Below are 25,874 nucleotides of genomic sequence, written 5' to 3'. Positions count from 1 at the left end.
AACTTTGATTGAACAAATATAGGCATTAAAATAGTGCAGGGTTTTATTTTTTCCAGTTAAGAATTTGGTAAAGGTGATTGGGATGGGGTAAAGGGTGTTGGGTATTGGGTGTTAGGTGTTGGGTGAAGGAATTTAGCAGAAGAAAAAATAATCAGTTGCGGGTCGTTGTCCATTTTTTTTGAAATACGCTCGAATTTCCTGCTGTGAAGCTTCGTTGGCAACGGTAATAATACTTTGAGGATGCTGCAATTCCATCAATTTTTTAAAATGAACGAGTTTCTTGCCATAGATTTTCTTTCCAATTTTATTGGGATTATTGCACAGCCAAGTGAAGTCAATTTTCTGTTTCTTCAATTTTTTGGCAATTGTTTTGCCCTTGAAACCTGCTCCCCAGATGACCAAAGGTCGATTCTTGTCAAAGTCCAATTTTAAAAAGTAGTGGAGTTTAATGTCCAAAAAATAGTTTTGGGCATAGTGCTCATGGGTGCGGGAGGTTCGGGTGTCATAATCACGCCAAAGGTGTAATACCTCCTTGCAGGGAATGATTTGCAATCCCTTTTCGTAAAATCTGAACGTTAAATCATAATCTTCCGGATAACGATTGGGTTGAAAGCCATTGCAGGCTTCAAAATCATCTCGGTAGGCCATCCAACAGGGGGAGGGAATAACGCATTCCTTGTAAATTTCCGTGTAGTTTGCTCCTTGGGAGGTTAACTCATTCAACCAGATTTCGTAACGTTCGTACCCGTCACTGATACCTAGGTCTGAAAAATAATTGACCTGCCCCACAGCAACATGACCTTTCCCATATTCCAGCAGTGATTTCACCATAACCTCCAACCGATGGGGTTTCATGATGTCATCAGAATCCATACGGGTAATGAATTCTCCGCTACTTTTAGAATACGCCGTTTGTAATGCGGGGATGATTCCAGCACCTTTGTTAGTGCATACATTTATCCGGTTATCCTTTTCGGCGTAGGATTTAAGCAGTTCAAAACTGGAATCACTGGAGTGGTCGTTTACCGCAAGAACTTCCCAATTTTGGTAGGTTTGATTTAGAATGGAATCCAGACATTCAGGGAGAAAATGTGCGGTATCCTTAAAGGGAATACAAATACTTACCTTGGGATGTAGCATGTTACAAATAAACTAAATCCCAAGGCAATTACCTGAAATCAGTCAAAAGGGAGTACATCTGGCCGGATATAATCCGTTTTTGCCTGCTTATTGCAGAACATATCCGAGCTATAATGTTGTTCCAATAATTCCTTGAACGCCACTCTCAATCGGGGAAATTCTTCCATAAAGTCAAAAAAGTCTGTTGATTTGGACTTCTTCATGAAATGATACACCACTTTCACAGCCGCGACTGTAATTGTAGTATGAAATTTATCGCCTTTCCCATAAATGACATCAAAATGCTTAATGCCTGAACACGTTTTTTCAACCGCTATTTGTTCGCCATGATTTTGAATATTAATCCACGCTAATCTTAGATGGGCTTCATGATTGAACAATTTTGGGTTTAAACTTCCATTTTCAAAAGCTTCCAAAAATTCTGAATCACTGAATTGGGAGTGATGGGTATGATTTTTACCATACCACAAGTTTGGATTGGCACAGGACATAATAATTAAGTTATAAGTTAAAGAGCGGGGCTCGTTAATAAAGCGTTTCTACCCGGATGATTTTTGAGCACATAATGCATCCGTTGAATCTGGTCTTTGGTGAAAATGTTCATCACTTCGTCATGGGAATAGTTCATGTAATTCCCAATCATGATTTCTTCTCCAGCGCACCCAATAAAAGGAACCTTACCAAATACATGTGAATCCACCGCCGGAGTATCATCGCAAAAATCGTTGGTCTCGCAATCACCACTTCCCCATGTGTGCAATAAGCCGAGATAGTGCCCCATTTCATGGGTCAGCGTCCTGCCGAATCGCGCATGGCAATCAATATCTGATTCCCCAAAGTGCATCCAATTTATCAGAATTCCTTCTGCATCGTTTGGTCCTGGAACGGGCAAATATTGGGTTCCTGGCAAATCCGTTTCAGGAGCGGTTGCACTTCCCAACACCAAACACATCATTGATTCAGGCAAGGCACTAGTCCATATATTAATGTATGCATTCGGATTCCAATAGGCATACTGGGCAAAATGATTTTGATTATATCCCAATTCCGGAACATTTATCTGCGATGCATCAATTCGATTTATCCCATCGGTTTGCGCTCCAGTCGGTGTCTTTTTTGCCAATACAAATTCAATTTGGGCATCTCCACCATCTGGATGGTCGTTAAATCCTTTGGTTTCCACTTTTCGTCTGTAATCTTCATTGAGGATTTCAATTTGCCGGTTTATGCGTTCATTGGAAAGATTTGGACCTTCCCCAATACCTTCACCATTGTGCATCACATGGACCACAACTGGAAGATATACCACTTCGTTCCCGGGTTCTGGGATAGGGGAAGGGCCAATATCGTCATCATTTTTGCTGCAAGAAGTCAAAAAAAGAATGACCGCAAGCACAGCAATTAAAAGCAATGCGCTTTTACTATAAATCACAACGGATTATTTTTCCGAAACGTCTTTAAATGTCAACATGTCCCATATCCGTTTCGAGGCACCATCGTAAAACCCTGTTTCGTGTGAATATCCTTTTGGATTATTGAAGGTCCCAAAAATGATATCATACAAGGAAATATCTGAATAATTATAAGCATGGATTCCCTTTGCATGATGAATGGTGTGCGCTTCGGGTCGTTGAATTATATATCCAACCCATGTAGGAGTCTTAATGTTGGCGTGCTGAAATATGGATAAAAAGGTTGTGATCAAGATGAACAAAGTGGCAGCTTCAGGAGTGAAACCTGCAACAACGACCAAACAGAGGCTACCTAATAAGGTAAATCCAATCATATCCATAGGACTGAAATAGAAGGCACCGTAACTGTCCATGCGTTCCGCACTGTGGTGCATTTGATGGAAGATTTTCCACAGTGTATCATTCTTGTGCATCGCATAGTGCCAAACATAAAGTCCAAATTCATAGATCATTACCGCCACAAACGCTCCCCATCCTGCTCCAAGCACAGTAAGGTCGAAGATTTGATAATCCACTAAATAGGTATCCCAGATGAGAGGGAAATAGGTAGATAGGTAAAAAAACACGCCAAAGGATGCAAGTCCTCTTAGTTTCCAGTTCTTAATTTTGGGTAATTCCCGTGCAGGAAAAAGCCCCTCCCAAAGCATCAATACGCCGTACATGCCCAATACAATCAAGGAGATGGGGTCAATCAGTACCTCCCAAGGATTCGGCAAACTTTTAATAATCTCAAACATTTGTCTATTTTTTTATGTTGTTGTTCAACCTATAGGCAAAAGTTTTTGCCTTACATTGTAAGGTAAGTGCTGTAAGTTTTCTTAAACCGTCCACTCATGTGGTGTCTCTGGCTCATAACTACAGCAGGTCCCTGTTTTTATTGAGTTGGTCAAATGCTTGGCCAATTTGGGGTGTACTTTCTCAATTTTTTTGATGGAACTCCGAATACGCCATGTTACCGCGGCCCTTGCTTTTTCGACGGAAGAACCCGTTTTTCGAATTTTATTGGACAAACCTGTTACCTGGGATAAATGCTCCACCAACGCCTCGTATTCTTCTTGTAGCGCATCAGCTTTTTGATACATGCCCATTTCCTCGGCATCTGAGATATCAACTTTTAAAGAACGAAGTTTGGATTTGTACTCTTTCATCGCTTGGTCATCAATCATGGAAGTGCCACCGGTTTCCAATACCACGCCCATAAGTACGGCACAATGAATCTGTTCTTCGGGCTGTTCCAGCAATTGGGCAATATCATGGAGACCTTTGGAGTCTTTTATCACAGCAGATTTATTCAGATAACTGAGCTCCCACAGTTCACCATTCTGAATAAAATTTCCTTTTAGGGTTTTGATTGCTTTATTTTTTGGAACTGAATGAGTTGACTTTTCGGAATTATCGCCAAGAATATAGTCCCAAAAAGGTTCCATGTTGCTCTTCACTTTGTATGGGTTGACCACCTTTTGCCATTCCACAGCTTCTTGGTTGGTCGCTTCTTTTCCCTCGTTAATGTTCTTTTTGAATAATTCCAGATATTTTTTCCAATACACATTCATCTTGTCGTTATTGGAAAGATGGTAATATGCCGCGGCTAAGAACGCAGTGAAATCGGTCCAAATGGAAAGATTGGCCACTTTTTCCCCTAATTCGATGGCTTTTCCGAAGTCTCCTTTTTCAAAATAAACCAACATACCTATGGGCAGATAGGCTTCGGGGTGTAAAGGGTTTAAGTTTCGAGCCTTGAGATATAATTCTTCAGCCTCTTCCAAATATCCCAACCAAACAAAACAATTGGAAATAAGAATAAGGTTGTCGGCATCGTTGGGATTCATCCGAAGCGACCTGCGTAAAAGATGCTCGGATTTGTCATAATCACCCAAATACAAGAAAGTTCTTCCCAAAACGGCCAAGGAAACATAATCGGTCTCATCCAACTCAATCGCTTTAAGGGCATAGTCGTGTGCACCTTTATGGCTCACTTCCCAGCGGTCCCACAATTGACAACTCCATTCATTGAAATAGGAAAGGGAAATTCCTGTGTATGCCCTTGCGAACAAAGGGTCAATTTTTAACGCTGCCTCAAAGTATTCGCGAGCGATAAGGTCACTTTCAACCGTACCTTTTTTGAGTTCTTTTATACCCAAAAGCCAATTTTCATAGGCAGCAAGTTCCACAGATTCCTTTTTATAAGAATAGGAGAGGAGGTCATGCTCTATTTGTTGTTGAAGTACACTTACCATTTGTTGGGTAATGGTATCCTCTGCATTTAAAATGGTTTCAAGGTTCTCATTATGGTTTCCGGCAAAGACCACTCTATTGTCGCGGGTCCGGATGAGCTGTACACCGATTCTGTACCCATCGCCCAATGGTCTAAAACTTCCTGTGATGATATAATCGGCGCCAAGTTTTTCAATCGACTGTGTATCTGATATATCCGAAATGGCCAAAGTGGAGTATTGCGAAATAACAGAGAGACCGACAAACTTTGAGAAATTAATGATAAGGTCTTCCGTGAACCCTTTTATGATGGGGCTCAAGGCATTTTCAACCCCAATAAATTGAAAGGGTAAGACCGCTATCGTAGTTTCCTTATTACCAACCAGTTCCACCAGTAAAAATTGTATGCTCAAATATACAAAAGATCAGTAATGGTGCTGTTTATCCATTCTCTTTTGAGATATTTCCAAGATTAGCTCCTGATATCTAATAAAAGTGCTGTTCAGTTTGCTTTTAGTTGACTGATATTCAAGGTTGCCATATACAATCTACTGTTTCCGTTTTCATAAGAATCAAGAAATAGCCTCAAAGATTGCATGTTGTGCAGGGGTTCTTTTGGATTTGAGATTCTTCGGCTGGTAAAATACAGGGTGCTATTCGCTTCATCCATAAACGGACAATAATCCATTTGTTTGGAATTGATAGGCTGGGGCAGGGGTTTGGCCTTTGACCAATTTCCAGCATCATTTTTGAAACTGATGTACAGGTCGCCACTTCCTTGTCCATCTTCACGATTATATCCGCCAAAAATCAAATAGCTGTCATCTTTGGAAATATAGGCGTTGTATTCAAAACCTTCAGAATTGATGTTTTCATCCATAGAAATGGGCTCCAAATAGTTTCCATTTTTGAATTCACTGAAGAAAATATCATCCTCTCCCTTGGAATCTGGACGGTCACCGGTAAAATAGAAATTTCCATTTTCGGCCACCGCTGGATAGAACTCATTGTGCTCCGAATTAATAGGGGCCCCCATATTAATGGGTTCTGACCAAGCTCCCGTTTTGGAGAGCCGTTCTACATACCAAATATCAAAATCCTTGGTTTGGGAAATGGAATCGTGTAGGGGACGGTTCGATACGAAGTATAATCGTAACCCATCAGGTGCCATAAACGGTTCCATGTCCTTGTAGGTTCCCGAGAAAGAAGCAATTATTGGGGCTCCCCATTTTTCTCCAGTTTTGGTGGACATGGAAATCACGGAAACTTCTTCGGTTTGCGATTGAATGGTGAAGTATGCTTCCGTACCACTGTCACCCATGGTAAAATCCCGGACTTTATCAAACTCTTTTAGGAGTTCCATAGCGGGTAGCACCGTCATTTCCTCTTGGCCGAAAACCAGAAAAGCACAACAGCAAAAAATACAGGAAAGATTAATTTTCATTTTGAATAACCTTTGCGATGGCTTCTTGCACTAATTTTTCCATGACTGCATAGCCTTCTTTCGTTAAATGGACTTCATCTGTTGTCAATTCCTTGGGAAGTCCGCTTCGCTCATCGGCCATGGCCCAATAGTAATCCAGATACATTACACCTTGTTCCTCTGCCATTTGCTTCAACAAAAGGTTGAGCTTGGGAATTTTTATGTTTGGTTCCAGTCCGGGGCGCCATGGATAGTCATACGCTGGAAGTACAGAACATACTATTGGAGTTATGGAATTGGCCTTGGCCAGTTCAACCATAGAAAGTATGTTATCCCTTATCTGTTCCAAGGTCATGGGACCCGTATTTCCGGCAATGTCGTTCGTGCCTGCTAAAATTAGGACAACATCAGCATCAATATCAATAACGTCCTGCCGAAACCGAAGCAGCATCTGGGGTGTGGTCTGTCCGCCTATACCTCGATTTATGTATGGATTGTTCTCAAAGAAATTTGGGTTGGCGTTGGACCATCCTTCTGTAATGGAATTGCCCATAAAGACAATCCGATGTTCATTTTCTGAAGGAGCAGATAACTCAGCATTTGCCTTTTTATATTTTTCCAAATTAGGCCAGTCTTGGGCAGATGATTTGTTTGGATTTAAAAATGCCAATAGTGAAGCCATGGTCCAAATTACGGTTTGTACTTTCAAGATGATTTGTTTTTAGTTAAAAATTGATTGTGCTACTACCGTAAAAGTAAATAAGAAATGGCAATCAACAGAATAGTGACCACAAATGCCCAAAACATAAGTCTATTTTCCTTTTGTTTTTGAATGAACATCATTTTCTTAATACGACTAATATCCCTTGGGGTGGATTTTTTGAACTGAAGACGGGTCACATTCTTTTTGCCATAGACATCGTCTTTGGATTGTAGCCTCCTTTTTTTGAGTAGACTTCTATTTTCCTTTAAACTTTTGATGGCATGCATCATGCTTCCTTCTCCTCCCATGACTGTGTGTTTGTCTATTAGTTTAAAAAGAAGATAAATTGTTACATCGCAATGTGTTAAATAAAAAAAGCGGCATGAACAATAGTTCTATGCCGCTGTCTTTAATATTGACCATCAAGGATTAGTACTTAGCACTTTTTCCATTGGCTTGGGTTCTTATGATAAAGTCCCGAATATCATCATTCGCTTTTTGAAGGTCTTCCCTTCGCAAGTACATCATGTGACCGGAACGGTAGCCTTTAAAAGCAAAACGGTCTTTCATACGTCCACTTGGGTCCACTTGGGACATGGTGTATTTTGCAGCGAAGTAAGTACAAGCACCATCATAATATCCTGACTGTACCAACACATTCAGATAAGGGTTCTCCGCCATGGCCTGACGAAGGTTGTCGCGCACATTGTCATTATCATTGTTCCAAGGATGTACGGGTCCGAACATATTATATTTAATGTCGGTCTTAAACCCTAATTCTTCTTGAAGGTAATAGTTGATTGCAGGAGTGAAGCTGTGCAGCCAAGAGGTCAATTCTGGAGAATAGTCGGGGCTATCCCCGAAAAGCTGCTTGTCAAATCCCAAATAACGACTATCCAAACGTCCGATGGTATACCCCCCTTTATCCTTGAGCAAGGCTTTCCAAAAGAACTGGGTGGGCACATCCAAATTATGATCAATGATATCTTTTTCTTTTAAGCCAGTATAATAGGCCATCTTCTGGGCAACCGCGGTTCGTTCCGCATCGGAAATAAAACCTCCCTTGGCAATGGCAGGCAATAGGGTATTGATGGTATAGTCTTCAACCTCGGGCAAAACCTCCAACAAATCCTTGCTCTGCAGAGCAGATGGCAACATCTTATGATGCCAAGCAGCCGCCGCAAAATAGGGAAGGTTCAATGCGCTGGAAACAGGATCTTCAGTACGGAATACTCTATAATCGGCAGGGGAAACCATAATAACGCCATTCAGGTACATCCATTGTTGCTCCTGAAGCGCCAACGAAAGTCCCATTACCCGTGTTCCTCCATAACTTTCACCTACAATGTATTTTGGTGATCTCCAGCGATTGTTTCGGGTCACAAAGGTGTTCAGCCATTCAGCCAAATATTTGGTATCGGCATTGATGCCAAAGAATTTTTCGTGGTCTACCTCTTTCCCAGTTTCGGGAATGGTACGTGAATATCCAGTATTGGCAGGATTTACATAAACGATATCCGTTACATCCAATACAGAATAGGGGTTATGGTCCACACCATAGGGTTGAACCGGATATCCCTCGTCATCAATTTTAAGAATTCGTGGACCAGTGTAAGCCAAGTGCATCCAAACAGAACCGGAACCAGGACCACCGTTGAAAGAAATCAGCAAAGGACGTTCAGCTCGATTTTTCACATTGTCCCTAGTGTAATAGGTATAATGCAGGGCGGCAATGGGTTCTCCCAATTCGTCCCAAACCGGTTGGGTCCCCGTAGTGGCCGTATAATTAATGTTTACACCTTTGATGGTGACGGAGTGGTGTGTGGTCACCGTAGTGTCCACCGGAAGTTTTCTACTTTGGGCAATGGAAATTGAAGAGCATAAAACGATGCTCAGAGCAAGATAAATTTTTCTCATAGTATAAAGTTGATTTAGTCGAGCTCTAAAAGTAAGTATTTTGAAGGTTCTTTTTTTGTTAAAAGAATGGTAAAACCAAGGAAAAAGCCGAGCATATTCGCATTATTCTTAATTTTAAGACGCACGGACTAAACACGTTACCAATGAAAAATTTAACAAGAAGAAATTTCAATACATTAATGGCCAAAGGCATGGGAAGTGCCGCTATTATGGCTGTAACACCAATGGCCTGTGCCATGGGAACCGGACAAGACAAAAAGAAACTTGGCATTGCCTTGGTGGGACTGGGAAGCTACAGCACCTATCAGCTGGCACCTGCCTTACAGGATACCCAACACTGTTATCTCGCAGGAATAGTTACCGGCACTCCCGAAAAGGAAAAAATATGGGCAGATAAATACAACATCCCCAAAAAAAATATATACAACTATCAAAACTTTGATGATATCGCCAAGAACGACGACATTGATGTGGTCTATGTAGTACTTCCAAACAGCATGCATGCCGAATTCTGCATCAGGGCGGCCAAGGCTGGAAAACATGTTATTTGTGAAAAACCAATGGCCGTAAGTGTCGAGGAATGTGATGCTATTATCGATGCTTGCAATAAAGCTGGGGTGAAATTGGGAATAGGATATCGATTACAATCGGAGCCCTATACCAATGAGGTAAAACGCTTTGTGCGCGAGAATACCTTTGGAAAAATAAGATACGTTTCCGCGGATGCAGGTTATTATTCCGGAGGAAACCCAGACCAATGGAGGTTGAACAAAGAGCTTTCTGGAGGTGGGGCGTTGCTCAATATGGGCGTTTATGCCATTCAAAGTACCATTTATGGCTCAGGGCAGAACCCTATTTCTGTAACAGCTCAGGAATATAGCACCCGTCCAGAATATTTTAAAGATACCGATGAGACTATAACCGCACAGTTTGAGTTTCCCAACGGAGCGGTGGGCAATATCATGACTTCACATAACATCAATGCCAACAGTATGTATGTTTCCGCTGAAACGGGGTGGTTTCAACTGCAACCCGCCAATAATTATGGTCCATTAAGTGGAAAGACCTCCAAAGGAGATGTAATTGAGTTTCCACATGAAAGTCAGCAAAAATTGCAAATGGATGATTTTTCAAAACACGTGCTTTTTGATGCCCCAAACATAGCGCCAGGTGAAATGGGCAAGCGTGATATGATTATCTGTGCAGCCATTTATGAATCCATTGCAAAAGGAGGACAAAAAGTGATGCTCAATCTGGAACCTGGGTATGGTTTTGGAGGAATTCCAACTTCCTAAACATGTAGGTTTCCGATGCGGTTTTTATTCTAATAGGCTCAGAACCAAAGCCTACACTTTTAAAAAATAACCTTCTAAAGTCGTTTAGTATTGGAATTTTAGGTTTTTTTGTAACAACAAATCTTATGTATTATGAAAAAACTTTTAATTCCTACATTGGTCGTGTTATGCTTTGGTTGCGACAAAGAAGAAACCAAAACTGGCACTTCTTCAGACGAAGCTTTGAATGCTTTATCGGAGTACGTTATTGTCAACAAAGTATTTCAGGATATTGGAAACAATAACGGTGATGCTGTTCTATCTGCCGAAAGTTCGGCGTCTGATTCGCAAGCCAAATCCGTTGAGGCGACCGCACTTGAAGCCGACATTACGATAACCCCATTTGACTTAATCACGTTCCCCAAAACCATCATGCTTGATTTTAAAACGGGAGTTCTTGGTCCGGACGGCATTACCCGAAAAGGAAAGATTTCCATAGTTTCCACGGATTGGTATAGAGAACCTGGTAGCATTCATACCGCAACGTTTACCGATTACTACCACAACGAATATAAAGTGGAAGGGACCCATGTGGTGGAAAACCTAGGTCCTGATTCCGATGGGAATTTAGAGTACAGCGTTGCCATCACAGATGGAAAAATCACTGCACAAAATGGTACTGTAATAGAATACAAAGAAAATTCCACCAGAACTTGGATTGCGGGCAGTGAAACCCCATTATACATTTGGGACGATGAATATCTCTGGAATGGTTCTCAAAATGGAACAAGTTCTACTGACTTGGACTATTCCTTGACAACGGATGAACCATTACATTTTGTATTGCTACCAAGAAGCATTCAATCTGGTATTTTGGATGTGGATGTCGCCGATATCAAAGACATCAAAATAAATTTTTCTACTTCCACCATTACCATTTTAGGGAAGGTGTACCCATTTACCAAATAAAAAATAGGGCTTATCGATGATTTTGTCGATAAGCCTTTTTATTCTAAAATCATTCGGTCATGGCCAAAAAGAGCTTGTTCCGAAGTTCTTCCAAGGGAATGTGCAACGGGCTGTAGGTGACAGTGCCAATGTTGATGGCAATGAACATATAGCGGTTTGTTTCCGGAAAATAACGGAGCTCACATCCAGAGCCAATACCTCCACCGGAATGCCCATAATAGGGATGCCCATCCACCTCTCCATGACCCAATCCCAGACCGTAGGCAGGTTTGCCTTCGCGATTTTTCACCCAGGTCATCATTAATTCCATAGTGGAGTCTTGGAGTAATTTACCTTCCAACAATCCTTTTAAAAATAGGATGGCCTCCGTGGTGGTGGTAACGATTCCATCATCCCCGACCATATAGGTGACATTCTGTTTTTGGATATGGGAGATGTTTTCCAATATTCCATCACTATAGCGATCCCAATAGCTGCTGACCAATATTTCATCCTTTAGTTTTTCATAGGAGATTTGATAATAGGTGTGCGTCAAGCCTAGCGGTTTAAAAATGGTCTTCTCAATATAATTTCCATGATTTCCCGTAATCTTGTCGGCAATAAGTGAAAGCAAAACATAATTCGTGTTGCGGTAGGAATATTGACTGCCGGGCTCAAAGGTGAGGGGTTCGCCATCAATAAATTTGATGTAGTCCACTGCCTTAAAAGCAGTTTCCGGATGTTGAAGTAATGTACTTGCGTACTCGGGATTAAAGTTATATTCTGGTACCCCCGAAGTATGGTTCAACAACATTTTAATGGTAATCTCATCTGCTCTATCCACCATTTTTGACACTTTTGGGTCCAAATGCTGGGTAATGGGGTCTTCCAAACGTAATTTGCCATCTTCATACAACTTTAATATGGCCACTGCCATGTAGGTTTTGGCCACACTTTGCAGGTAATGAAGAAAGGTATTTTCCATGTTACGTTGTTCCTCAATATTGGAAAGCCCTACGCTCTCAATCCACCATCCATCATTGTCCAACAAAGCAAAGCTTGCCCCGGGACAGCCATTTTCCACTAGCGATTTTAAGATTGTGGAGACTTCATTTCGCTTAGGATGGTTTGGATTAGTGTCCATCTGAGACCAACCCAGATAACATGCAAATAGTAAATAAGAGAATACGATTAGTTGTTTCATGATGTTCGCTTTTGAAGGTTAAAAATGGACACGACTCCCGAATTCCATCAAGGTGAAGGGAACCAAAGGCATACTTTCATTATAGTTGGTGGCCAATAAAAATTGATAATTGGCAAAAGGTGAAACATAGGTGCCCTCATCGTAAGTGTCATATCCCAATCCGATGCCGATGGGCACCACGAGCATCCCTTTTCCTTTTTTGCCTACATTCTCCCATCCATTTTGTATAGGCCTGTAACCTTCCTTGGGTCGCTTGGCATATAAATAACCTACACCTAGCTTCACTTCCGAATAGGCATCGTTGACCATAGTGGGTCGCCACACGGTCTGGGTGTGAAACAAGATGCCCCCTCCAGCGGTTTTGTTGCCGTACCAAGTCATTTTAAATTGTTGCACCCAATTTCGATTTCCGTTGTGGCTTACTTCGGTTCCCAATCCTATGCCCACATTCTTAAAAAGTGGCCTTTTGTTTTTAAAGGGAAGGGAAAGGGAATGAAACTCAATACTGATGATCAATGGAAAATTTCGATGGTTTCCATCACCACCCTGCGACCAAGTGGGTTGCATCACCGCCGCATATAAAAAAATAGTTATGATTGCTGTTCTCATTTTGATTGATTTGATGATCCAAAAGTAGGAGGGAGGGCCATCAAAGTTCAATTAAAAAGCAAGCTTTATCCTTAAAGTGTCGTAAAATTTCGGCTGAAATGTCAGTCCATTGTCCTAAACCAGCGTTTAAATGTAGGTGCCTTGGTGCGGCTTACGGGGATTTCGGAAGGAAGTGTACTTTCCTGAACCACGGAAACACTGATTTTACCATTTTCAAGTTTGGTGAACCCAGTGATTTGGTTTCTGTTGATGATGAATTGCCGATTAAGTCGAAAAAATAAGCTCTCTGGAAGTTCCTCACTTATTTTATCCAGTGGAGTATCCAAAAAATATTGTTTGCCTTGCAAAGTGTACAGCACCACATAGTCACTTTCCACAGAAAATCCCATGATGTTTTCAAAAGGAACCTGAGTTTCATTTTTCCCTTCCTTCACCAAAAAACCGGTTTGCAATTTTTGTTTTTCCAGCAACACTTTTTGTTCTGTGCCTTGCCACTGGTAGTAATAATGAATCATTACATAAATGGCATTGATAAAAAAGAACCAAATGGCAATAATGAACAAATCATAATTGTAAAAACTGGGGTGGGCCCAAGTTCCTTTTACAATAAGACTTGACAATTCGGTCAAAAAACTGATAATGAAAAGCCCAACGAAGGTTGTTATCAGGAATTGAACAATAACTCGCTTGGCAAATGGGTTATATGAAATTTTTCTGTCGAGCCATAAAATGATTCGCCTCACAGCCAACCAAGCTGCAAATCCTATCAACGTGTCAAGGGTATAGGTGAAAATGAGCCACCAATTGAGCTTTATATTGGCGTAGGTCAAATAGTAATTGAAGGCACTAATGAATGGGATAAGCACCAAAAATAGTGGTATGTCAGGATAATATGCTGATTTTTGGTTTGGTTTCATGGTCGATTGCTAAGATAAAAGTAAGCTTCTACGATGAAATTGAAAACCAAAAATTTAGGAAAACTTACCTTCTTGTAGCCACAAAAGTTCCATTGGGTTGAATTAAAACAAGCTCTTCCATCACATCATTTTCCGGCTTTTGGAATCTTGTTTTATATCCAGAAAGCCCCTTAATAATAAAGCCATCTTCCCCAGAAGCCAACAAGTTGTATTCGGGTTGGCCAGGAACCAGCATGTAAAGTCCTTCACCTTTAATGTAAACCTTTATAATGATACCTGCGAGCTCATATTCCCCTTCATATTTATTTAATTCCGCTACATCAACGTCAATGACTTTTGGTTCGCGTTTAAATTCAATGGGGTGATCTAAGGATGGTTCAATGTTTACTTTTAAAATGGATATTTCACCAATATCGTTGGAGTTGAAATTAAATCGTATCGGCAATTCATCAAAAGTTTCAATTCCATCAGCAGTAACTTCCATGGGTTCAAATATGTCATAATGAAGGTGTTTTAGATAAAACTTCTTCAGTTTAAAATTGGCAAATAAGGAATCAGATTGTTGTGAAATACTGAAACGACCATACCCTTTGTTTTCATAGTCTCCAGTGTAGGCGCTTAAGTCATGAGACGGAGTAGTGTTCTTAATGGCGGTGGAATCGGATGCTTTTTTAGCGGATGCTTTTGCTTCTTTTTCCCTTTTTTTCTCATTACGGTAATAATCTGCCCAATCTGTATGCTTTGCGTTAAGCATCCGGTCCGATACGGTATTACGGATTAGAGTTGGAACTGCAGAACCATTTTGATTGGCCAATACTACAATACCAATGCTATCCGTAGGATAAAAAGCCGTGCTCGCGGAAAAGCCATCAATATTGCCACCATGCTCCACACGATAATGCCCCCGGTAGGAGCTAACCATCCAACCATAACCGTAATTGGCCATAAATATGTCTGGATTTTCCTTCCCAGGGATTCCTGAGGAAATAACTGATTGTGAGCTCATGGCTTCCATTACATAATTTTCTGGAAGAATAGTGGAATCCTTGAACTTTCCATTGTTGATCCAAACTTTGAGCCAATTGGCCATTTCGGATACACTGCTGTTGATACTTCCTGCAGGTGCCATTGCCGCTATCCGATAATAGTCCGTTTTTCGAGTGATACTGTCTTTGTAATATTCATAACCCAAAGCCGCATTCTCGCCTGCTTCCAACTCCTTTATGGAAAGATTGGAGCGCTTCATTTGAAGTGGCTCAAAAAATCGTTCCCTAATATTATCCTCCCAAGATTTCCCGGTGATTTTCTCAGCTATCACCCCCTGAAGCATAAACATGAAATTATTATAGTGCCATTTTTGACGCAATCCTGTAAATGGTTCTTGGTATTGAATTCTCTGAATTAAACTGTCCCTATCAAACGTAGGGAATAAGTACCAGGAACCATCGTGCCTTGGTATTCCGGTTTGATGGCTCATTAAATCCCTAATATTGATGTTCGCGTTCAAGTCATTGTTGTAAAACCGAAGCTCAGGGATATAATCAATTGGGTTATCATCAAAAGATAACTTATCCTCGCTTCTGAGCTGCCCTAAAACACCACTGGTAAATGCTTTGGAGCAGGAACCAATGGCCAATAAGGTATTTGCATCCATTGGTATTTTGTTTTCCAAATCGCGATAACCAAAGCCCTTGGCATAGATGGTTTTATCACCTTCCACTATGGCTACAGCAAATCCGGGGGCCTTGGTGGCTTCAAGAATTTTCACAAATTCCTTTTCAATATTCCGTAGTCGCTTGTCAGATTGGCCATATCCTAAAAAAATGGCACTGGAAAGTATACCTAAAAGTAGATAGTGTTTCATTGGTTAGTTGTGTTTAGATAAACAATCAGTTGTTTAAGCTACTTAAGATAAGACATTTAAAATCCTAACAAGGAGAAAGTTACCTAGAATTTGGATTTTCTTGTGCAATTGTAGAAAAGGATGTTAAAATCGCTCAAAAACTCCTAGCCCAAAAAGCGCAAAATCATATTTTACTGGGTCGTTTGGGTCGAGTTTTCGTAATTTTTTGTCCAACTCCAAAAGGGCTTTGGCATCATTCTGTTTTCGTTGGAGCAACTTTAGTTTACGGGCAACGTTGCCGGAATGCACATCCAATGGGCAAGAGAGTTGGGATGGATGTAAATCTTTCCAGATACCAAAATCAACCCCTGTGCTGTTGTCGCGGACCATCCAACGCAAAAACATATTGATGCGTTTGGCTGCAGAACCCTTGTTGGGGTCCGAGATGTGTTTGGTGGTTCGAGTCAAATGAGGGAGCTCAAAAAAAACTTCCTTGAACTTGGAAATAGCGGATTGCATGGAATCCTTTTCTTGGTTTTTTCTAAAAACAGCCTCCAACCCACCATGGTTTTCATAAATGTTTTTTAAACTGCCAATAAAATAACCCAAATCCAATCCATTGAAGGTGCGATGGACAAATGGAGCCAATTTCTCCAAATCATTTTCAGTATGGTTTATCACGAAATCATGAGGCGCATTATCCAAAAGTTCCATCAATCTACTGGAATTGTTGATTATACTCTTTCGATTCCCCCAGGCAATGGTTGCCGTTAAAAACCCACTGATTTCGATGTCTTCTTTTTTGGAAAATCGATGTGGAATTTGAAGCGGGTCATCTTCCAAAAAACGGGGATGGTTGTATTGTTCCACTTTTTCGTCCAAAAATTCCTTAAGTTCTGATTGGGTCATACGCTTTAGGAAACAATCAAGCCATCCACCATGGTTAATTTTCGGTCGGCCATGTTGGCCAATTCAAGATTGTGCGTGACCAGAACAAAGGTCTGTCCAAACTCGTCCCGAAGTTTAAAAAACAATTTATGAAGGTTGTCAGCACTTTCAGAATCCAGGTTTCCGCTAGGTTCATCTGCCAAAACCACGGATGGATTGTTCATCAATGAACGAGCTACAGCAACACGCTGTTGTTCCCCGCCAGACAGGGCATTCGGTTTATGATGGCATCTATCTTGGAGACCCAAGAAATCCAATAGTTCCTTAGCGCGCTTTTCGGCTTCCTCCTTGGGTGTTTTTTTGATGAAGGCAGGAATACAGACATTCTCCAAAGCTGTAAATTCTGGTAACAATTGATGAAATTGGAAAATAAATCCAATATGCTCATTTCGGAAGCGGGCCAGGTTCTTGTCATTAGGAGCCGTTACATTGGTGTCGTTGATAAATAGCGAGCTGCCATCAGTATTTGAAGGCGAATCCAGTGTGCCCAAAATCTGTAACAAGGTCGTTTTACCGGCTCCGGATGCCCCAACAATGGACACTACTTCTCCTTTTTGAATCTCAAGGTCGACCCCTTTTAAAACCTTAAGGTCCCCGTAATTTTTTTGAATATTTGTGGCCTTTATCATGAAAATGCTTCTCGTCGTGAAAATACGGATTCCAGCTGAGTGGGCAAAGATGGGTCTTTCAAATAAGTTTTCCAATGGAATTACGACTATTTCCAAGTGAATTAGTATTCAATTCCGATAGGAAAATCGAATACTTTGTTTAACTTTGAAACTTAATGGATAAACAAAATAAATCAGTTGTAGAGACCGCCATATTTGCTGGCGGTTGTTTTTGGTGTACCGAAGCCGTTTTTCAGCGGCTTGATGGGGTAGTGGAAGTGCTTCCGGGTTACACAGGTGGAAATATAAAGAATCCAGCCTATCGTGAAATTTGTACGGGTAGGACAGGACATGCTGAGGGCATAAAAATTACATTCGACCCTTCAAAAATTTCCTATATGGAATTGTTGGAGGTGTTTTTTGCTACCCATGACCCGACAACGTTGAATCGTCAAGGCAATGATGTAGGGACCCAATACCGAAGTGAAGTATTTTACACTTCCGAAGAACAGAAAAAACAGGCCGAAGAATTCATCGCACTTTTGGAAAAAGAAAAAGTCTTCGATTCACCCATAGTAACTGTTATTTCAGAAGAAAAACCATTTTATTTGGCGGAAGAAGAGCATCAAAATTATTACAACGGCCATCGGCAGCAGCCCTATTGTCAGTTTATCATTGACCCAAAAATCAAAAAGCTGAACGCTTATTTTTCAAAGAAGTTAAATACTACAAATTAGATATGTCGCCATACCGAAATCTTGAAGAATACAATATTGAAATCACCAATGAAGTCAAGGAACACTTCGCTAAAATTATGGATGATCTTGGTGAAGATGTTAGCCGGGAAGGACTTCTAAAAACTCCAGAACGGGCCGCCAAAGCTATGCTTTTCCTTACACAGGGATATAAGCAGGATGCCACTGAAATCCTAAAAGGCGCCATGTTCGCTGAAAGTTATGACGACATGGTGATTATCAAAGATATTGAGGTGTACTCGCTTTGCGAACATCACATGTTGCCTTTTTTTGGAAAAGCGCACATCGCTTATATTCCAAATGGACATATTGTGGGATTGAGTAAAATTCCAAGGGTAGTGGATGTTTTTGCCCGAAGGTTGCAAGTGCAAGAACGTTTGACACATGATATTTTGGAATGCATCAACTCAACTTTAAAACCAAAGGGTGTTGCTGTGGTGATTGAGGCCGCACACATGTGCATGATGATGCGTGGCGTACAAAAACAGAATTCAGTGACCACAACTTCAGGTTTTAGGGGACAGTTTGAAAAAATTGAGACCCGTAATGAATTTTTAAAACTCATCAGCGCAGATTTGTCTTAAGGATTTTCCCATCTCGGTCGGATTTCCTAATTTCCCTGAATGGCAGAAGAGAAAGACCCAAAGTATCGTAATCTCTTTTTGGGATTATTGTTTGATGGCATTGGAATGCTATCCTTTATGATTCCTGGAATAGGGGAGTTCTCGGATGTTATTTGGGCGCCAATCGCTGGATGGTTGATGACACGCCTTTACAAAGGCAGAGTTGGCCAAGCGGCTGGTGTGATTGCTTTTACCGAAGAATTAATCCCTGGGTTGGACGTTATTCCAACATTTACCCTCACTTGGATTTATACCTATTTATTGAGCAAAAAGAAAAGTCTCCCTGCAAAGGAGTAAAACCGTCCATTTCAGGTTGAGCGCAGTCGAAACCTCCTTATTTTTAAATAAATGAATTTTCGACCGCGCTTTTTTCTTTTATAACCCTATGCTCAAGTTAAAAGCAACGTTTCTTCCAATATTTGCGATACCATCGGTTTTTAAACGCGATAAATGCGAAATATAGGTTTTATCAAAGAGGTTGTTTCCGCTAATTTTAAAGCCTACACTTTGTTCAAAAATTTTGATTTCACCACCAATCCCCATATTAAATAAGTTGTATCCCGGAGTTGAGGTCTCAAAAGTGGCCACTTTATTTTGGTCAAAATACGATTGAAGGGTTGCAAAAGCATAGCTTTTGGCTTTAGCACCTTTGGTGGTATTCCATTCCACCCGTAGGGTGTTGTTCCATCTATTGGCAGGAATCAAAGGAAGGTCGGTGTTGTCATCCAACTCACCGAAGACCATATCAAAACTACTTTCAACATGCAGCCAATCCAATGGGTGAGGGTGTAAATGGAATCCAAATTCCCCCCCATACAATTTGGCATCTTGTTGATCAAAAATATAGATGGGGTCATCGTCTCTAAACTCTCCAGTGGGCTGGAGATAGATGTAATCGCTCACATTATTGTAGAATGCATTTGCATATACTTCAATGTGTTGGTTCTCGTATTCAAGGGCCAAATCCACCTGATAGTTTCGCTCACTGTCCAAATCTTGGTTTCCAATTTCAACACGATTGGCCCCACTATGGTGACCGTTGGAAGTAAGTTCCGATAGATTCGGTGCTCTAAATCCGGTAGCCAAGTTCAATCGGAACAAGATGTTGTTGGTCAAATCGGCTCGATACCCAACCGCAGCATTAAAACTGTTGAAGTTTTTGTCTAAGGCTGGAATGTATTCTTCATCACCTTCGATTCCACTTGATTCACCGTTGATGGACCTTAAATCATATCGCAACCCAAACTGAAGGTCACCTTTATTGAAATGGACGTGCGAGGTGGCTAAAACTCCAAAATCGTTGGTAATCGCATTGGGAATCAATACTTCTTCTCCAAAATTCTCATTCTTTTGATGCATTCCTTGAACCCCAAAAATGGTGGTCATACTGCCCCATTGCGGATTATATTGAAGGTTATAGCTGAACGTGCTCAAGTCCATATCCAAAGAAGGCCCTTCTTCTTCATGTTCCTCTTCTTCACCTTCTTCCTCATGATGGTGCTCTTCGAACTCCTTTCTACCATTGGAAATGTATCCAAAAGTGGCTTCCAAACTCGATTTCTTGAAGAAAAGATTGGTTTTAGAACTCAAAATATGGGTCGCAATCTCTTGATTGGGCAGCAATGGCTCCCGTTGGTTGTCCTGAACCCCAATTTCTTCCGGAATACCCAGTTTAGAAAAGTTGTAATTGTAGCGCAGTTCGGTTTTAAATCGACTGACCTGATATGCCAATCCAGTTTTAAAATCAGCCTCATTAAAACGGGAATTGGTAACGCCTGTGCGATCGCCTGTTTCGTAATCAGCATTGGAAGCATAGGCCCCTCTCGCCAAAAACTTCAGTTTTTCTCCAGAAGTTTTCACTCCGGCATTGGCTCCATAACCCAAAGTGTTGGTGAAATAATTCAAATTCACATCTCCAGAGGTTTCCCCGGATAATGCAAAGCTTTCCGGATTTAGATAGAGAACACCTCCCAAAGCATCGGAACCATATAGTAGCGAAGCGGGCCCTTTGATGACTTCCACACTGGAAATTCCAGCATCATTGATTCCAAGACCGTGTTCTCCACCAAATTGTTGGTTCTCCAAACGGATACCCTGCGTATAAACCAACACGCGGTTAAAACTTAGCCCACGAATCACGGGTTTTCCGATACCCACGCCTGTGGATACGGTTGAAACCCCGGCGATATTGGAAATTCCATCGGCTAAGGTGATCGCGCCGTTACTTTTGAGTTCTGCGATGGATTTCTGTTCCACCTTCATTACATTTTCACGCTGTAATTTGTGAAATGGGGTAGAGAGGACCACTTCATCAATCTCAATGGCAGAAGGTGCCATGGCATAATTAAAAGTGTTGGCTCCAGAATTGATGTCCAATGAAATGGAATAGGTCTCGTATCCCAAATAGGATACGACCAATTTATAGGTGCCTTCGGGAAGGTCTTTGAGCAAATACGTACCGTTGGCGTCTGTGACCGTACCTTTTTCCAACTGTGGGATATATACGGAAACTTGCTCTAGGGTTTGACTGTTTTCTGAATCGGTTATGGTTCCGCTTACGGTGTTCTGTGCATGTATAAATAGAGGTATCAATGCCAAAAGCATTGAAATATAATAGTGTTTCATTTGATAAATAATAAGTTATTACTGTATTAACCTGATATCTATTATGAAACTTGTGGAGGACCTCTTAGGGCCTGATATTCCTCTTTGTGGGATTTAAAATGATAAACAAAAAAGGTCTGTGGCTGCCCAAATTCAGGGGTTTGCACAGGTGTGTAGACAAATGAAGTTCCAAAGAACACCTTGGATGCCAGCGTGAAATCATGAAACTCACAATGAATATCAGCATCATGGAAATGCTTGGTGCCTTGCGAAACGCAACGCTTCTCCTTGGCATGCCCAAATAGCGCATGGTGGAGTTTCATCGCAGAAGGGGTCAGTATCCCGATCGTTAATACGAGGGACACATAAATTGCGATACGTTTATGGAGGAACGAGGTCATGTGCCCCAAAGATAGGTCAGGTCACAAGACTTCTTGTGTTAAGAAAACCATAAACTACCTGAAAAGAAAGCCCAGTCCCATTCGGCTGAGCATCTTTTTTTCAAATTCCCAGAAGAATTTATACTGACCGAATAACCAGCCTACAACAATTAGAATAACTTGGTAGATGGGGAAAATCAGAAGAATACGAGCAGTCCAATATAAAAAGTCATGGACGTCATCCCGGCCCAGACCAATCCATTCAGTTAAAGGACCGGCCAGTTTTCCGGCTAAACTTCCGGTAATGGCAAATACAATAAAGATGGCAATCATCTCCCATTTATAGGTGACCTTCCACTTGTTTTCCAACTTTTTGAAGCACCAAAGAAAGAAACGAACCATTACCAGATAAAGACCTAGGCTCACAACGGAGGTGAAAATCCATTCCCAAATGGTATTGTTCAGACCCAATAGATGCAAAAACCGTCGTGTAATGGTATAAGAGGTAAGCATCACCAATAGGGCACCGAGAATTGGGTGTAGTAGTTGCCAGTTTTTGGAAATTTCCCAGCGCTTTTTTAGTTTCTCCATCGGATTAATTGTTCCGATGCAAAATTAAGCTATTAAATCCTAGGGATAAAGGGTCCTAAGCGCTGATTATACTTTCGTTGAAAATAAATGAAGTAATTGTAGAGTTTGTAGTTCACCTCATACCCATAATCTATATTTTGATCGTAATTGATTTGCATCTCATACAGATTGGGGTTGAACTGAAGCGGTTGCAACACCCTTTGGTTCCAATTGGTGACCATGATGGCATTTCTATCTTCCAAAAAACTTTGGGAGTAATAACCTTCCGGTCTGGCAATGCTATTGAGCCATGTATAAAAACCGGGTTCTATGATGATGATTTCGTATTCGGTCTCATCATCCTTGATTTCAACTTCATGTTCATCATTGGAATTAAAAACAGCCTGCTCTTCATTGGAGATGCCCAAGGCTTCTTTTTGCGCCGTGCATGAGAGCAACAACGCAAAGATTATCAGTAAGGGTAAAATTCTCTTTTTCATAAACTTAAGATACGAAAAAAGCCACTTGAAAAATCAAATGGCCTTGTTAAATAACGTTAAGGTGAATGAAGTGATTATTTTCCAAAAAGTCCGCCTAGCATACCACCGAGGCCACTTTTTTTACGTCCACCGCCATTCAATACCATACCGGCCAAATCATCAATGACGCTTCCATCACCATCAGAATCCAAGAAGGTTTCTATTAAAGATTGCTGCTTGTTGGCCGTTCTTCCGCCTCCCATGAGTCCGCCCAGTAAACCGTTGAGTCCATCAGGGCTGCTCACATTTTGTTGACGGGTTTGTTTCCCCAAATACCCCAAGATAATGGGGGCTGCAATCTTAAGAATCTGGGAAATGGTCCCGGCATCAATTCCTGATTTTGCGCTAAGTGCATTTTCCACTTGTGGCTGCTTGGAACCAAAAACATGGCCCAAAATTCCAGCACCATCTTCCATTACAGACTGGTCCACGCCACCTCCAAAAAGACCTCCGAGGTCATTCAAGATGCTACCATCATGTTTGGATGAGAGTGCGTTCATCAATCCTTGTGCTCCCCCGGGAGTGGAGGTGTTTTTCTTCATAGCTCCCATTAAAAGGGGCATGGCCATACTCAAAACTTCGGCAGTTTTGTTTTCGGGCTCTCCTGTTTGATTGGAAACCCCACTGATCAATTGCTTGCCCATGGGGCTATTGAGTAAATCCAATAATCCAGACATTTTCTTTAGTGTTAAGGTTAGAAGGACAATGTACAAAAAAGAAGCCCTTATTCATCTTACGGGTGGCTATTTTAGCAGTTTAATAACCTGATTGGCCAATTCCATTCCGATTCTTTCTTGAGCTTCCACAGTTGAACCACCGATATGGGGCGACAACGATATTTTGGGATGCATCAATATTTTGATTTCGGGTGTTGGTTCAGATTCGAACACATCCAATCCAGCAAATGAAAGATGGTCTTCCAAGGCATCCACTAAGGCCACTTCATCCAGTACACCGCCGCGGGAGGTGTTTATGATTCCAGCACCCGGTTTCATCAACCCTAGCTCTTTTTTGCCAATAACATGACCTTTTTGGGCGGGAACATGAATGCTGACAAAGTCAGAGTTTTGAAGCACAGTTTTTAAATCACTGTTGGCTATCTCAAATTGAATTGACTGACCGTCAAAAAAGTAAAAGGTCAATGTTTCTTTTTTAACGTGATGGTCATTGAACAAAACCTTCATTCCGAGGGACAAGGCCATTTTTGCCGTGGCTTGTCCAATGGTTCCAAAACCGATGATGCCCAGCGTTTTTCCACGAAGTTCCCTTCCGTTGGCATAACTTTTTTTCAATTGCTTGAACTGACTATCACCTTCCAAGGGCATATCTCTGTTGGCATTGTGCAAAAACCGCACCCCCGACAATAAATGCGCAAAAACCAATTCAGCTACGGATTCTCCTGATGCGGTTGGGGTATTGATGACATGTATTCCCTTTGTTTTGGCATAATCCACATCAATATTATCCATACCAATTCCTCCACGGCCTATCAATTTGAGTTTCGGACAGGCATTAATCAGGGATTTTTTGACTTCAGTGGCACTTCGTACTAACAATACATCGATATCATTTGTATTGATGAAATTCGCCAGTTGTTCTTGTGCCACTCGGGTTGTGACTACTTCAAAACCCGCTTTTTCTAAAGCATCAATTCCCGATTGGGCAATTCCGTCATTAGCAAGTACCTTGCTCATAGGTTTAAGTTGTGAGTTATTATTTTTAAATTTTTTCTTGACTCGTCTTCACTATTTTAGTCAGTATTTTGACAATTTGGTCCACTTCATCAAGATATTCTTGCATACAAAGGTCGGTTAGATTGGCTTTATCAATAAGTCGCAACCAATACCGAGTTTCCCTTGCTTCCTTTGAAGCAATGGCCATTTTAGAAATGAAATCTTTTCTTGATTGTCCTGCACCAGCCTCTGCAACATTAGCACCAATACTTGTGGAAGAACGCAATAGTTGATCAGCGAAGATATATTCGTTGTTTTCTTTCAAGTTTTTGACCAACTTGATGATTTTTAATGAAAACTCGAAACTTCTATCTTCAATCAATACTTAAAACTTAGAATTTAAAATTGAGGTTAGCCTTTCTTTTCCAGTTCGCTCATAATATCTACCAAGACGCCAACACTTTCTATGGGCAGGGCATTGTACATTGAAGCCCGATATCCGCCAACAGACCTATGTCCATTGATACCACTAATACCAGCTTCTTTGCACATAGCGTCGAACATGTCTTTGAGTGCGTCATCAGTAATATTAAAGGTGGCATTCATTGTAGAGCGGTCTTCTTTGGCTGCATAACCTGAGAAAACCGGATTCAGTTCAATTTCCGAGTAAATAAGGTTTGCTTTACGTTCGTTGATTTCCTCAATGGCGGCAATTCCACCCAAATCCTTTAGCCACTGCATGGTCAACATGGAAACATATACAGGAAAAACTGCAGGTGTGTTGAACATACTGTCCTTGCTTATGTGAACGGAGTAATCCAACATAGATGGAATTTTTCGGGTAACCTTTCCCAAAATATCTTCCTTCACCACGACCAACGTAGTGCCAGCAGGACCCATATTCTTTTGTGCCCCAGCGTAAATCAAATCAAACTTGGAAAAATCGAGTTGTCTGGAGAAAATATCAGAGCTCATGTCACACACCAAAGGAACATCCGTCTTGGGAAACTCTTTTATCTGCGTTCCAAAAATGGTGTTGTTAGAGGTAAGGTGTAAGTAGTCCAAATCTGAGGGCACTTTATAGCCTTTTGGAATATGGTTGAAGTTTTGTTCTTGCGAAGATGCCACCTCCACAATTTCACCGAACAAACGCGCTTCCTTAATGGCTTTTTGGCTCCACGTCCCCGTGTTGACATATCCAGCTTTTTTCTCCAAAAGATTGTAGGCAGTCATTAAAAACTGCATGCTGGCACCGCCTTGAAGAAATACTGCCTGATATCCTTTTCCTTCCAGTCCCAAAAGCTCAAGGGCAAGGGAGCGGGCTTTTTCCATAATGGCCACAAATTCCTTGCTTCGGTGTGATATTTCTATGAGTGATAAACCAATACCGTCCAAATCCAGAACGGCTTCAGAGGCCTTTTGCATTACCTCTTTGGGTAAAATGCAGGGGCCTGCGCTAAAATTGTGCTTTTTCATTTGCTAGGTTTGAGTGGATAAAGGTCTTAAAAAA

The 25,874-nt window shown here is 41.2% G+C and carries 28 protein-coding genes; 5 read left to right on the top strand and 23 right to left on the bottom strand.

Features of this window, described 5'->3' with window-relative positions; all coding sequences use genetic code 11:
* Positions 1–132 precede the first annotated feature (132 nt).
* The 9 genes from ACFSJE_RS02950 to ACFSJE_RS02910 form a co-directional block, all read right to left on the bottom strand.
* Positions 133–1,140: a glycosyltransferase family 2 protein gene (locus ACFSJE_RS02950; RefSeq protein WP_379829487.1), complete on the bottom strand. Its 1,008-nt coding sequence runs from the start codon at positions 1,138–1,140 to the stop codon at positions 133–135.
* Between the two features lie 38 nt (positions 1,141–1,178).
* A complete protein-coding gene (locus tag ACFSJE_RS02945; RefSeq protein WP_379829486.1) occupies positions 1,179–1,631 on the bottom strand; it encodes a hypothetical protein in 453 nt (150 codons plus the stop codon).
* A 17-nt stretch (positions 1,632–1,648) separates the two neighbouring features.
* A complete protein-coding gene (locus ACFSJE_RS02940; RefSeq protein ID WP_379829485.1) occupies positions 1,649–2,572 on the bottom strand; it encodes a M43 family zinc metalloprotease in 924 nt (307 codons plus the stop codon).
* Positions 2,573–2,578: 6 nt separating this feature from the next.
* Positions 2,579–3,349, bottom strand: coding sequence for a sterol desaturase family protein (locus ACFSJE_RS02935; protein ID WP_379829484.1), 771 nt, complete (start codon positions 3,347–3,349; stop codon positions 2,579–2,581).
* An 81-nt stretch (positions 3,350–3,430) separates the two neighbouring features.
* Complete coding sequence (locus tag ACFSJE_RS02930; protein WP_379829483.1) at positions 3,431–5,239, bottom strand: tetratricopeptide repeat protein; 1,809 nt, start codon at positions 5,237–5,239, stop codon at positions 3,431–3,433.
* 89 nt (positions 5,240–5,328) lie between these two features.
* Entirely contained in the window at positions 5,329–6,270 is a 942-nt protein-coding gene (locus tag ACFSJE_RS02925) for a TolB-like translocation protein (protein ID WP_379829482.1), read from the bottom strand.
* Positions 6,260–6,958 carry an SGNH/GDSL hydrolase family protein gene (locus tag ACFSJE_RS02920; protein ID WP_379829481.1) on the bottom strand — a complete coding sequence of 233 codons (699 nt, stop codon included), beginning with the start codon at positions 6,956–6,958 and terminating at the stop codon, positions 6,260–6,262. The genes ACFSJE_RS02925 and ACFSJE_RS02920 overlap by 11 nt, the downstream gene beginning before the upstream one ends.
* 35 nt (positions 6,959–6,993) lie before the next feature.
* A complete protein-coding gene (locus ACFSJE_RS02915) occupies positions 6,994–7,260 on the bottom strand; it encodes a hypothetical protein (protein ID WP_379829480.1) in 267 nt (88 codons plus the stop codon).
* A gap of 121 nt (positions 7,261–7,381) precedes the next feature.
* The gene (locus ACFSJE_RS02910) at positions 7,382–8,869 is read right to left on the bottom strand and encodes a S10 family peptidase (protein WP_379829479.1); all 1,488 of its coding nucleotides are present in this window, start codon (positions 8,867–8,869) and stop codon (positions 7,382–7,384) included.
* A gap of 143 nt (positions 8,870–9,012) precedes the next feature.
* Here ACFSJE_RS02910 and ACFSJE_RS02905 point away from each other — a divergent pair, with 143 nt between their 5' ends.
* Together ACFSJE_RS02905 and ACFSJE_RS02900 are read left to right on the top strand one after the other, a co-directional pair.
* Complete coding sequence (locus ACFSJE_RS02905) at positions 9,013–10,164, top strand: Gfo/Idh/MocA family protein (protein WP_379829478.1); 1,152 nt, start codon at positions 9,013–9,015, stop codon at positions 10,162–10,164.
* A gap of 132 nt (positions 10,165–10,296) precedes the next feature.
* A complete protein-coding gene (locus ACFSJE_RS02900) occupies positions 10,297–11,112 on the top strand; it encodes a hypothetical protein (RefSeq protein WP_379829477.1) in 816 nt (271 codons plus the stop codon).
* Positions 11,113–11,161: 49 nt separating this feature from the next.
* Here the strand turns inward: ACFSJE_RS02900 and ACFSJE_RS02895 are convergent, their stop codons facing one another.
* From ACFSJE_RS02895 to ACFSJE_RS02870, 6 genes are all read right to left on the bottom strand, one after another.
* Positions 11,162–12,295 carry a serine hydrolase domain-containing protein gene (locus tag ACFSJE_RS02895; RefSeq protein ID WP_379829476.1) on the bottom strand — a complete coding sequence of 378 codons (1,134 nt, stop codon included), beginning with the start codon at positions 12,293–12,295 and terminating at the stop codon, positions 11,162–11,164.
* An 18-nt stretch (positions 12,296–12,313) separates the two neighbouring features.
* A complete protein-coding gene (locus tag ACFSJE_RS02890) occupies positions 12,314–12,904 on the bottom strand; it encodes a hypothetical protein (RefSeq protein ID WP_379829475.1) in 591 nt (196 codons plus the stop codon).
* Between the two features lie 101 nt (positions 12,905–13,005).
* The gene (locus ACFSJE_RS02885; protein ID WP_379829474.1) at positions 13,006–13,821 is read right to left on the bottom strand and encodes a LytR/AlgR family response regulator transcription factor; all 816 of its coding nucleotides are present in this window, start codon (positions 13,819–13,821) and stop codon (positions 13,006–13,008) included.
* Positions 13,822–13,885: 64 nt separating this feature from the next.
* Positions 13,886–15,685 carry a serine hydrolase gene (locus tag ACFSJE_RS02880; RefSeq protein ID WP_379829473.1) on the bottom strand — a complete coding sequence of 600 codons (1,800 nt, stop codon included), beginning with the start codon at positions 15,683–15,685 and terminating at the stop codon, positions 13,886–13,888.
* Positions 15,686–15,808: 123 nt separating this feature from the next.
* Positions 15,809–16,573, bottom strand: coding sequence for a TIGR02757 family protein (locus tag ACFSJE_RS02875; protein WP_379829472.1), 765 nt, complete (start codon positions 16,571–16,573; stop codon positions 15,809–15,811).
* 5 nt (positions 16,574–16,578) lie between these two features.
* On the bottom strand, positions 16,579–17,241 hold the full coding sequence (locus tag ACFSJE_RS02870) for an ABC transporter ATP-binding protein (RefSeq protein ID WP_379830035.1): 663 nt from the start codon (positions 17,239–17,241) through the stop codon (positions 16,579–16,581).
* 155 nt (positions 17,242–17,396) lie between these two features.
* On the opposite strand from ACFSJE_RS02870, the gene msrA reads away from it, so the two are divergent.
* Genes msrA through ACFSJE_RS02855 form a run of 3 tightly spaced genes read left to right on the top strand, consistent with a single transcriptional unit; the run spans position 17,397 to position 18,895 of the window.
* Positions 17,397–17,957: a peptide-methionine (S)-S-oxide reductase MsrA gene (gene msrA, locus ACFSJE_RS02865; RefSeq protein WP_379829471.1), complete on the top strand. Its 561-nt coding sequence runs from the start codon at positions 17,397–17,399 to the stop codon at positions 17,955–17,957.
* Positions 17,958–17,959: 2 nt separating this feature from the next.
* On the top strand, positions 17,960–18,559 hold the full coding sequence (folE, locus tag ACFSJE_RS02860; RefSeq protein WP_379829470.1) for a GTP cyclohydrolase I FolE: 600 nt from the start codon (positions 17,960–17,962) through the stop codon (positions 18,557–18,559).
* A gap of 39 nt (positions 18,560–18,598) precedes the next feature.
* The gene (locus ACFSJE_RS02855) at positions 18,599–18,895 is read left to right on the top strand and encodes a hypothetical protein (RefSeq protein ID WP_379829469.1); all 297 of its coding nucleotides are present in this window, start codon (positions 18,599–18,601) and stop codon (positions 18,893–18,895) included.
* Between the two features lie 78 nt (positions 18,896–18,973).
* Here the strand turns inward: ACFSJE_RS02855 and ACFSJE_RS02850 are convergent, their stop codons facing one another.
* From ACFSJE_RS02850 to serC, 8 genes are all read right to left on the bottom strand, one after another.
* Positions 18,974–21,223, bottom strand: coding sequence for a TonB-dependent receptor (locus ACFSJE_RS02850; protein WP_379829468.1), 2,250 nt, complete (start codon positions 21,221–21,223; stop codon positions 18,974–18,976).
* Positions 21,224–21,264: 41 nt separating this feature from the next.
* On the bottom strand, positions 21,265–21,525 hold the full coding sequence (locus ACFSJE_RS02845) for a hypothetical protein (protein WP_379829467.1): 261 nt from the start codon (positions 21,523–21,525) through the stop codon (positions 21,265–21,267).
* 132 nt (positions 21,526–21,657) lie between these two features.
* Positions 21,658–22,173: a DUF6787 family protein gene (locus ACFSJE_RS02840; RefSeq protein ID WP_379829466.1), complete on the bottom strand. Its 516-nt coding sequence runs from the start codon at positions 22,171–22,173 to the stop codon at positions 21,658–21,660.
* A gap of 32 nt (positions 22,174–22,205) precedes the next feature.
* The gene (locus tag ACFSJE_RS02835; protein ID WP_379829465.1) at positions 22,206–22,652 is read right to left on the bottom strand and encodes a DUF6146 family protein; all 447 of its coding nucleotides are present in this window, start codon (positions 22,650–22,652) and stop codon (positions 22,206–22,208) included.
* A gap of 74 nt (positions 22,653–22,726) precedes the next feature.
* Positions 22,727–23,368 carry a DUF937 domain-containing protein gene (locus ACFSJE_RS02830; RefSeq protein WP_379829464.1) on the bottom strand — a complete coding sequence of 214 codons (642 nt, stop codon included), beginning with the start codon at positions 23,366–23,368 and terminating at the stop codon, positions 22,727–22,729.
* A 66-nt stretch (positions 23,369–23,434) separates the two neighbouring features.
* Positions 23,435–24,385 carry a D-2-hydroxyacid dehydrogenase gene (locus tag ACFSJE_RS02825; protein WP_379829463.1) on the bottom strand — a complete coding sequence of 317 codons (951 nt, stop codon included), beginning with the start codon at positions 24,383–24,385 and terminating at the stop codon, positions 23,435–23,437.
* 25 nt (positions 24,386–24,410) lie between these two features.
* Entirely contained in the window at positions 24,411–24,746 is a 336-nt protein-coding gene (locus ACFSJE_RS02820) for a four helix bundle protein (RefSeq protein ID WP_379829462.1), read from the bottom strand.
* Between the two features lie 29 nt (positions 24,747–24,775).
* Positions 24,776–25,840 carry a 3-phosphoserine/phosphohydroxythreonine transaminase gene (serC, locus tag ACFSJE_RS02815; protein ID WP_379829461.1) on the bottom strand — a complete coding sequence of 355 codons (1,065 nt, stop codon included), beginning with the start codon at positions 25,838–25,840 and terminating at the stop codon, positions 24,776–24,778.
* Between the last annotated feature and the right edge of the window lie 34 nt (positions 25,841–25,874).

The sequence above is a fragment of the Flagellimonas iocasae genome (assembly GCF_042682725.1).
In the GTDB taxonomy this organism is placed as follows: domain Bacteria; phylum Bacteroidota; class Bacteroidia; order Flavobacteriales; family Flavobacteriaceae; genus Flagellimonas; species Flagellimonas iocasae.
Note: the sequence above shows the minus strand (reverse complement) of the source record. Positions and strands in the feature narration are given on the sequence as shown.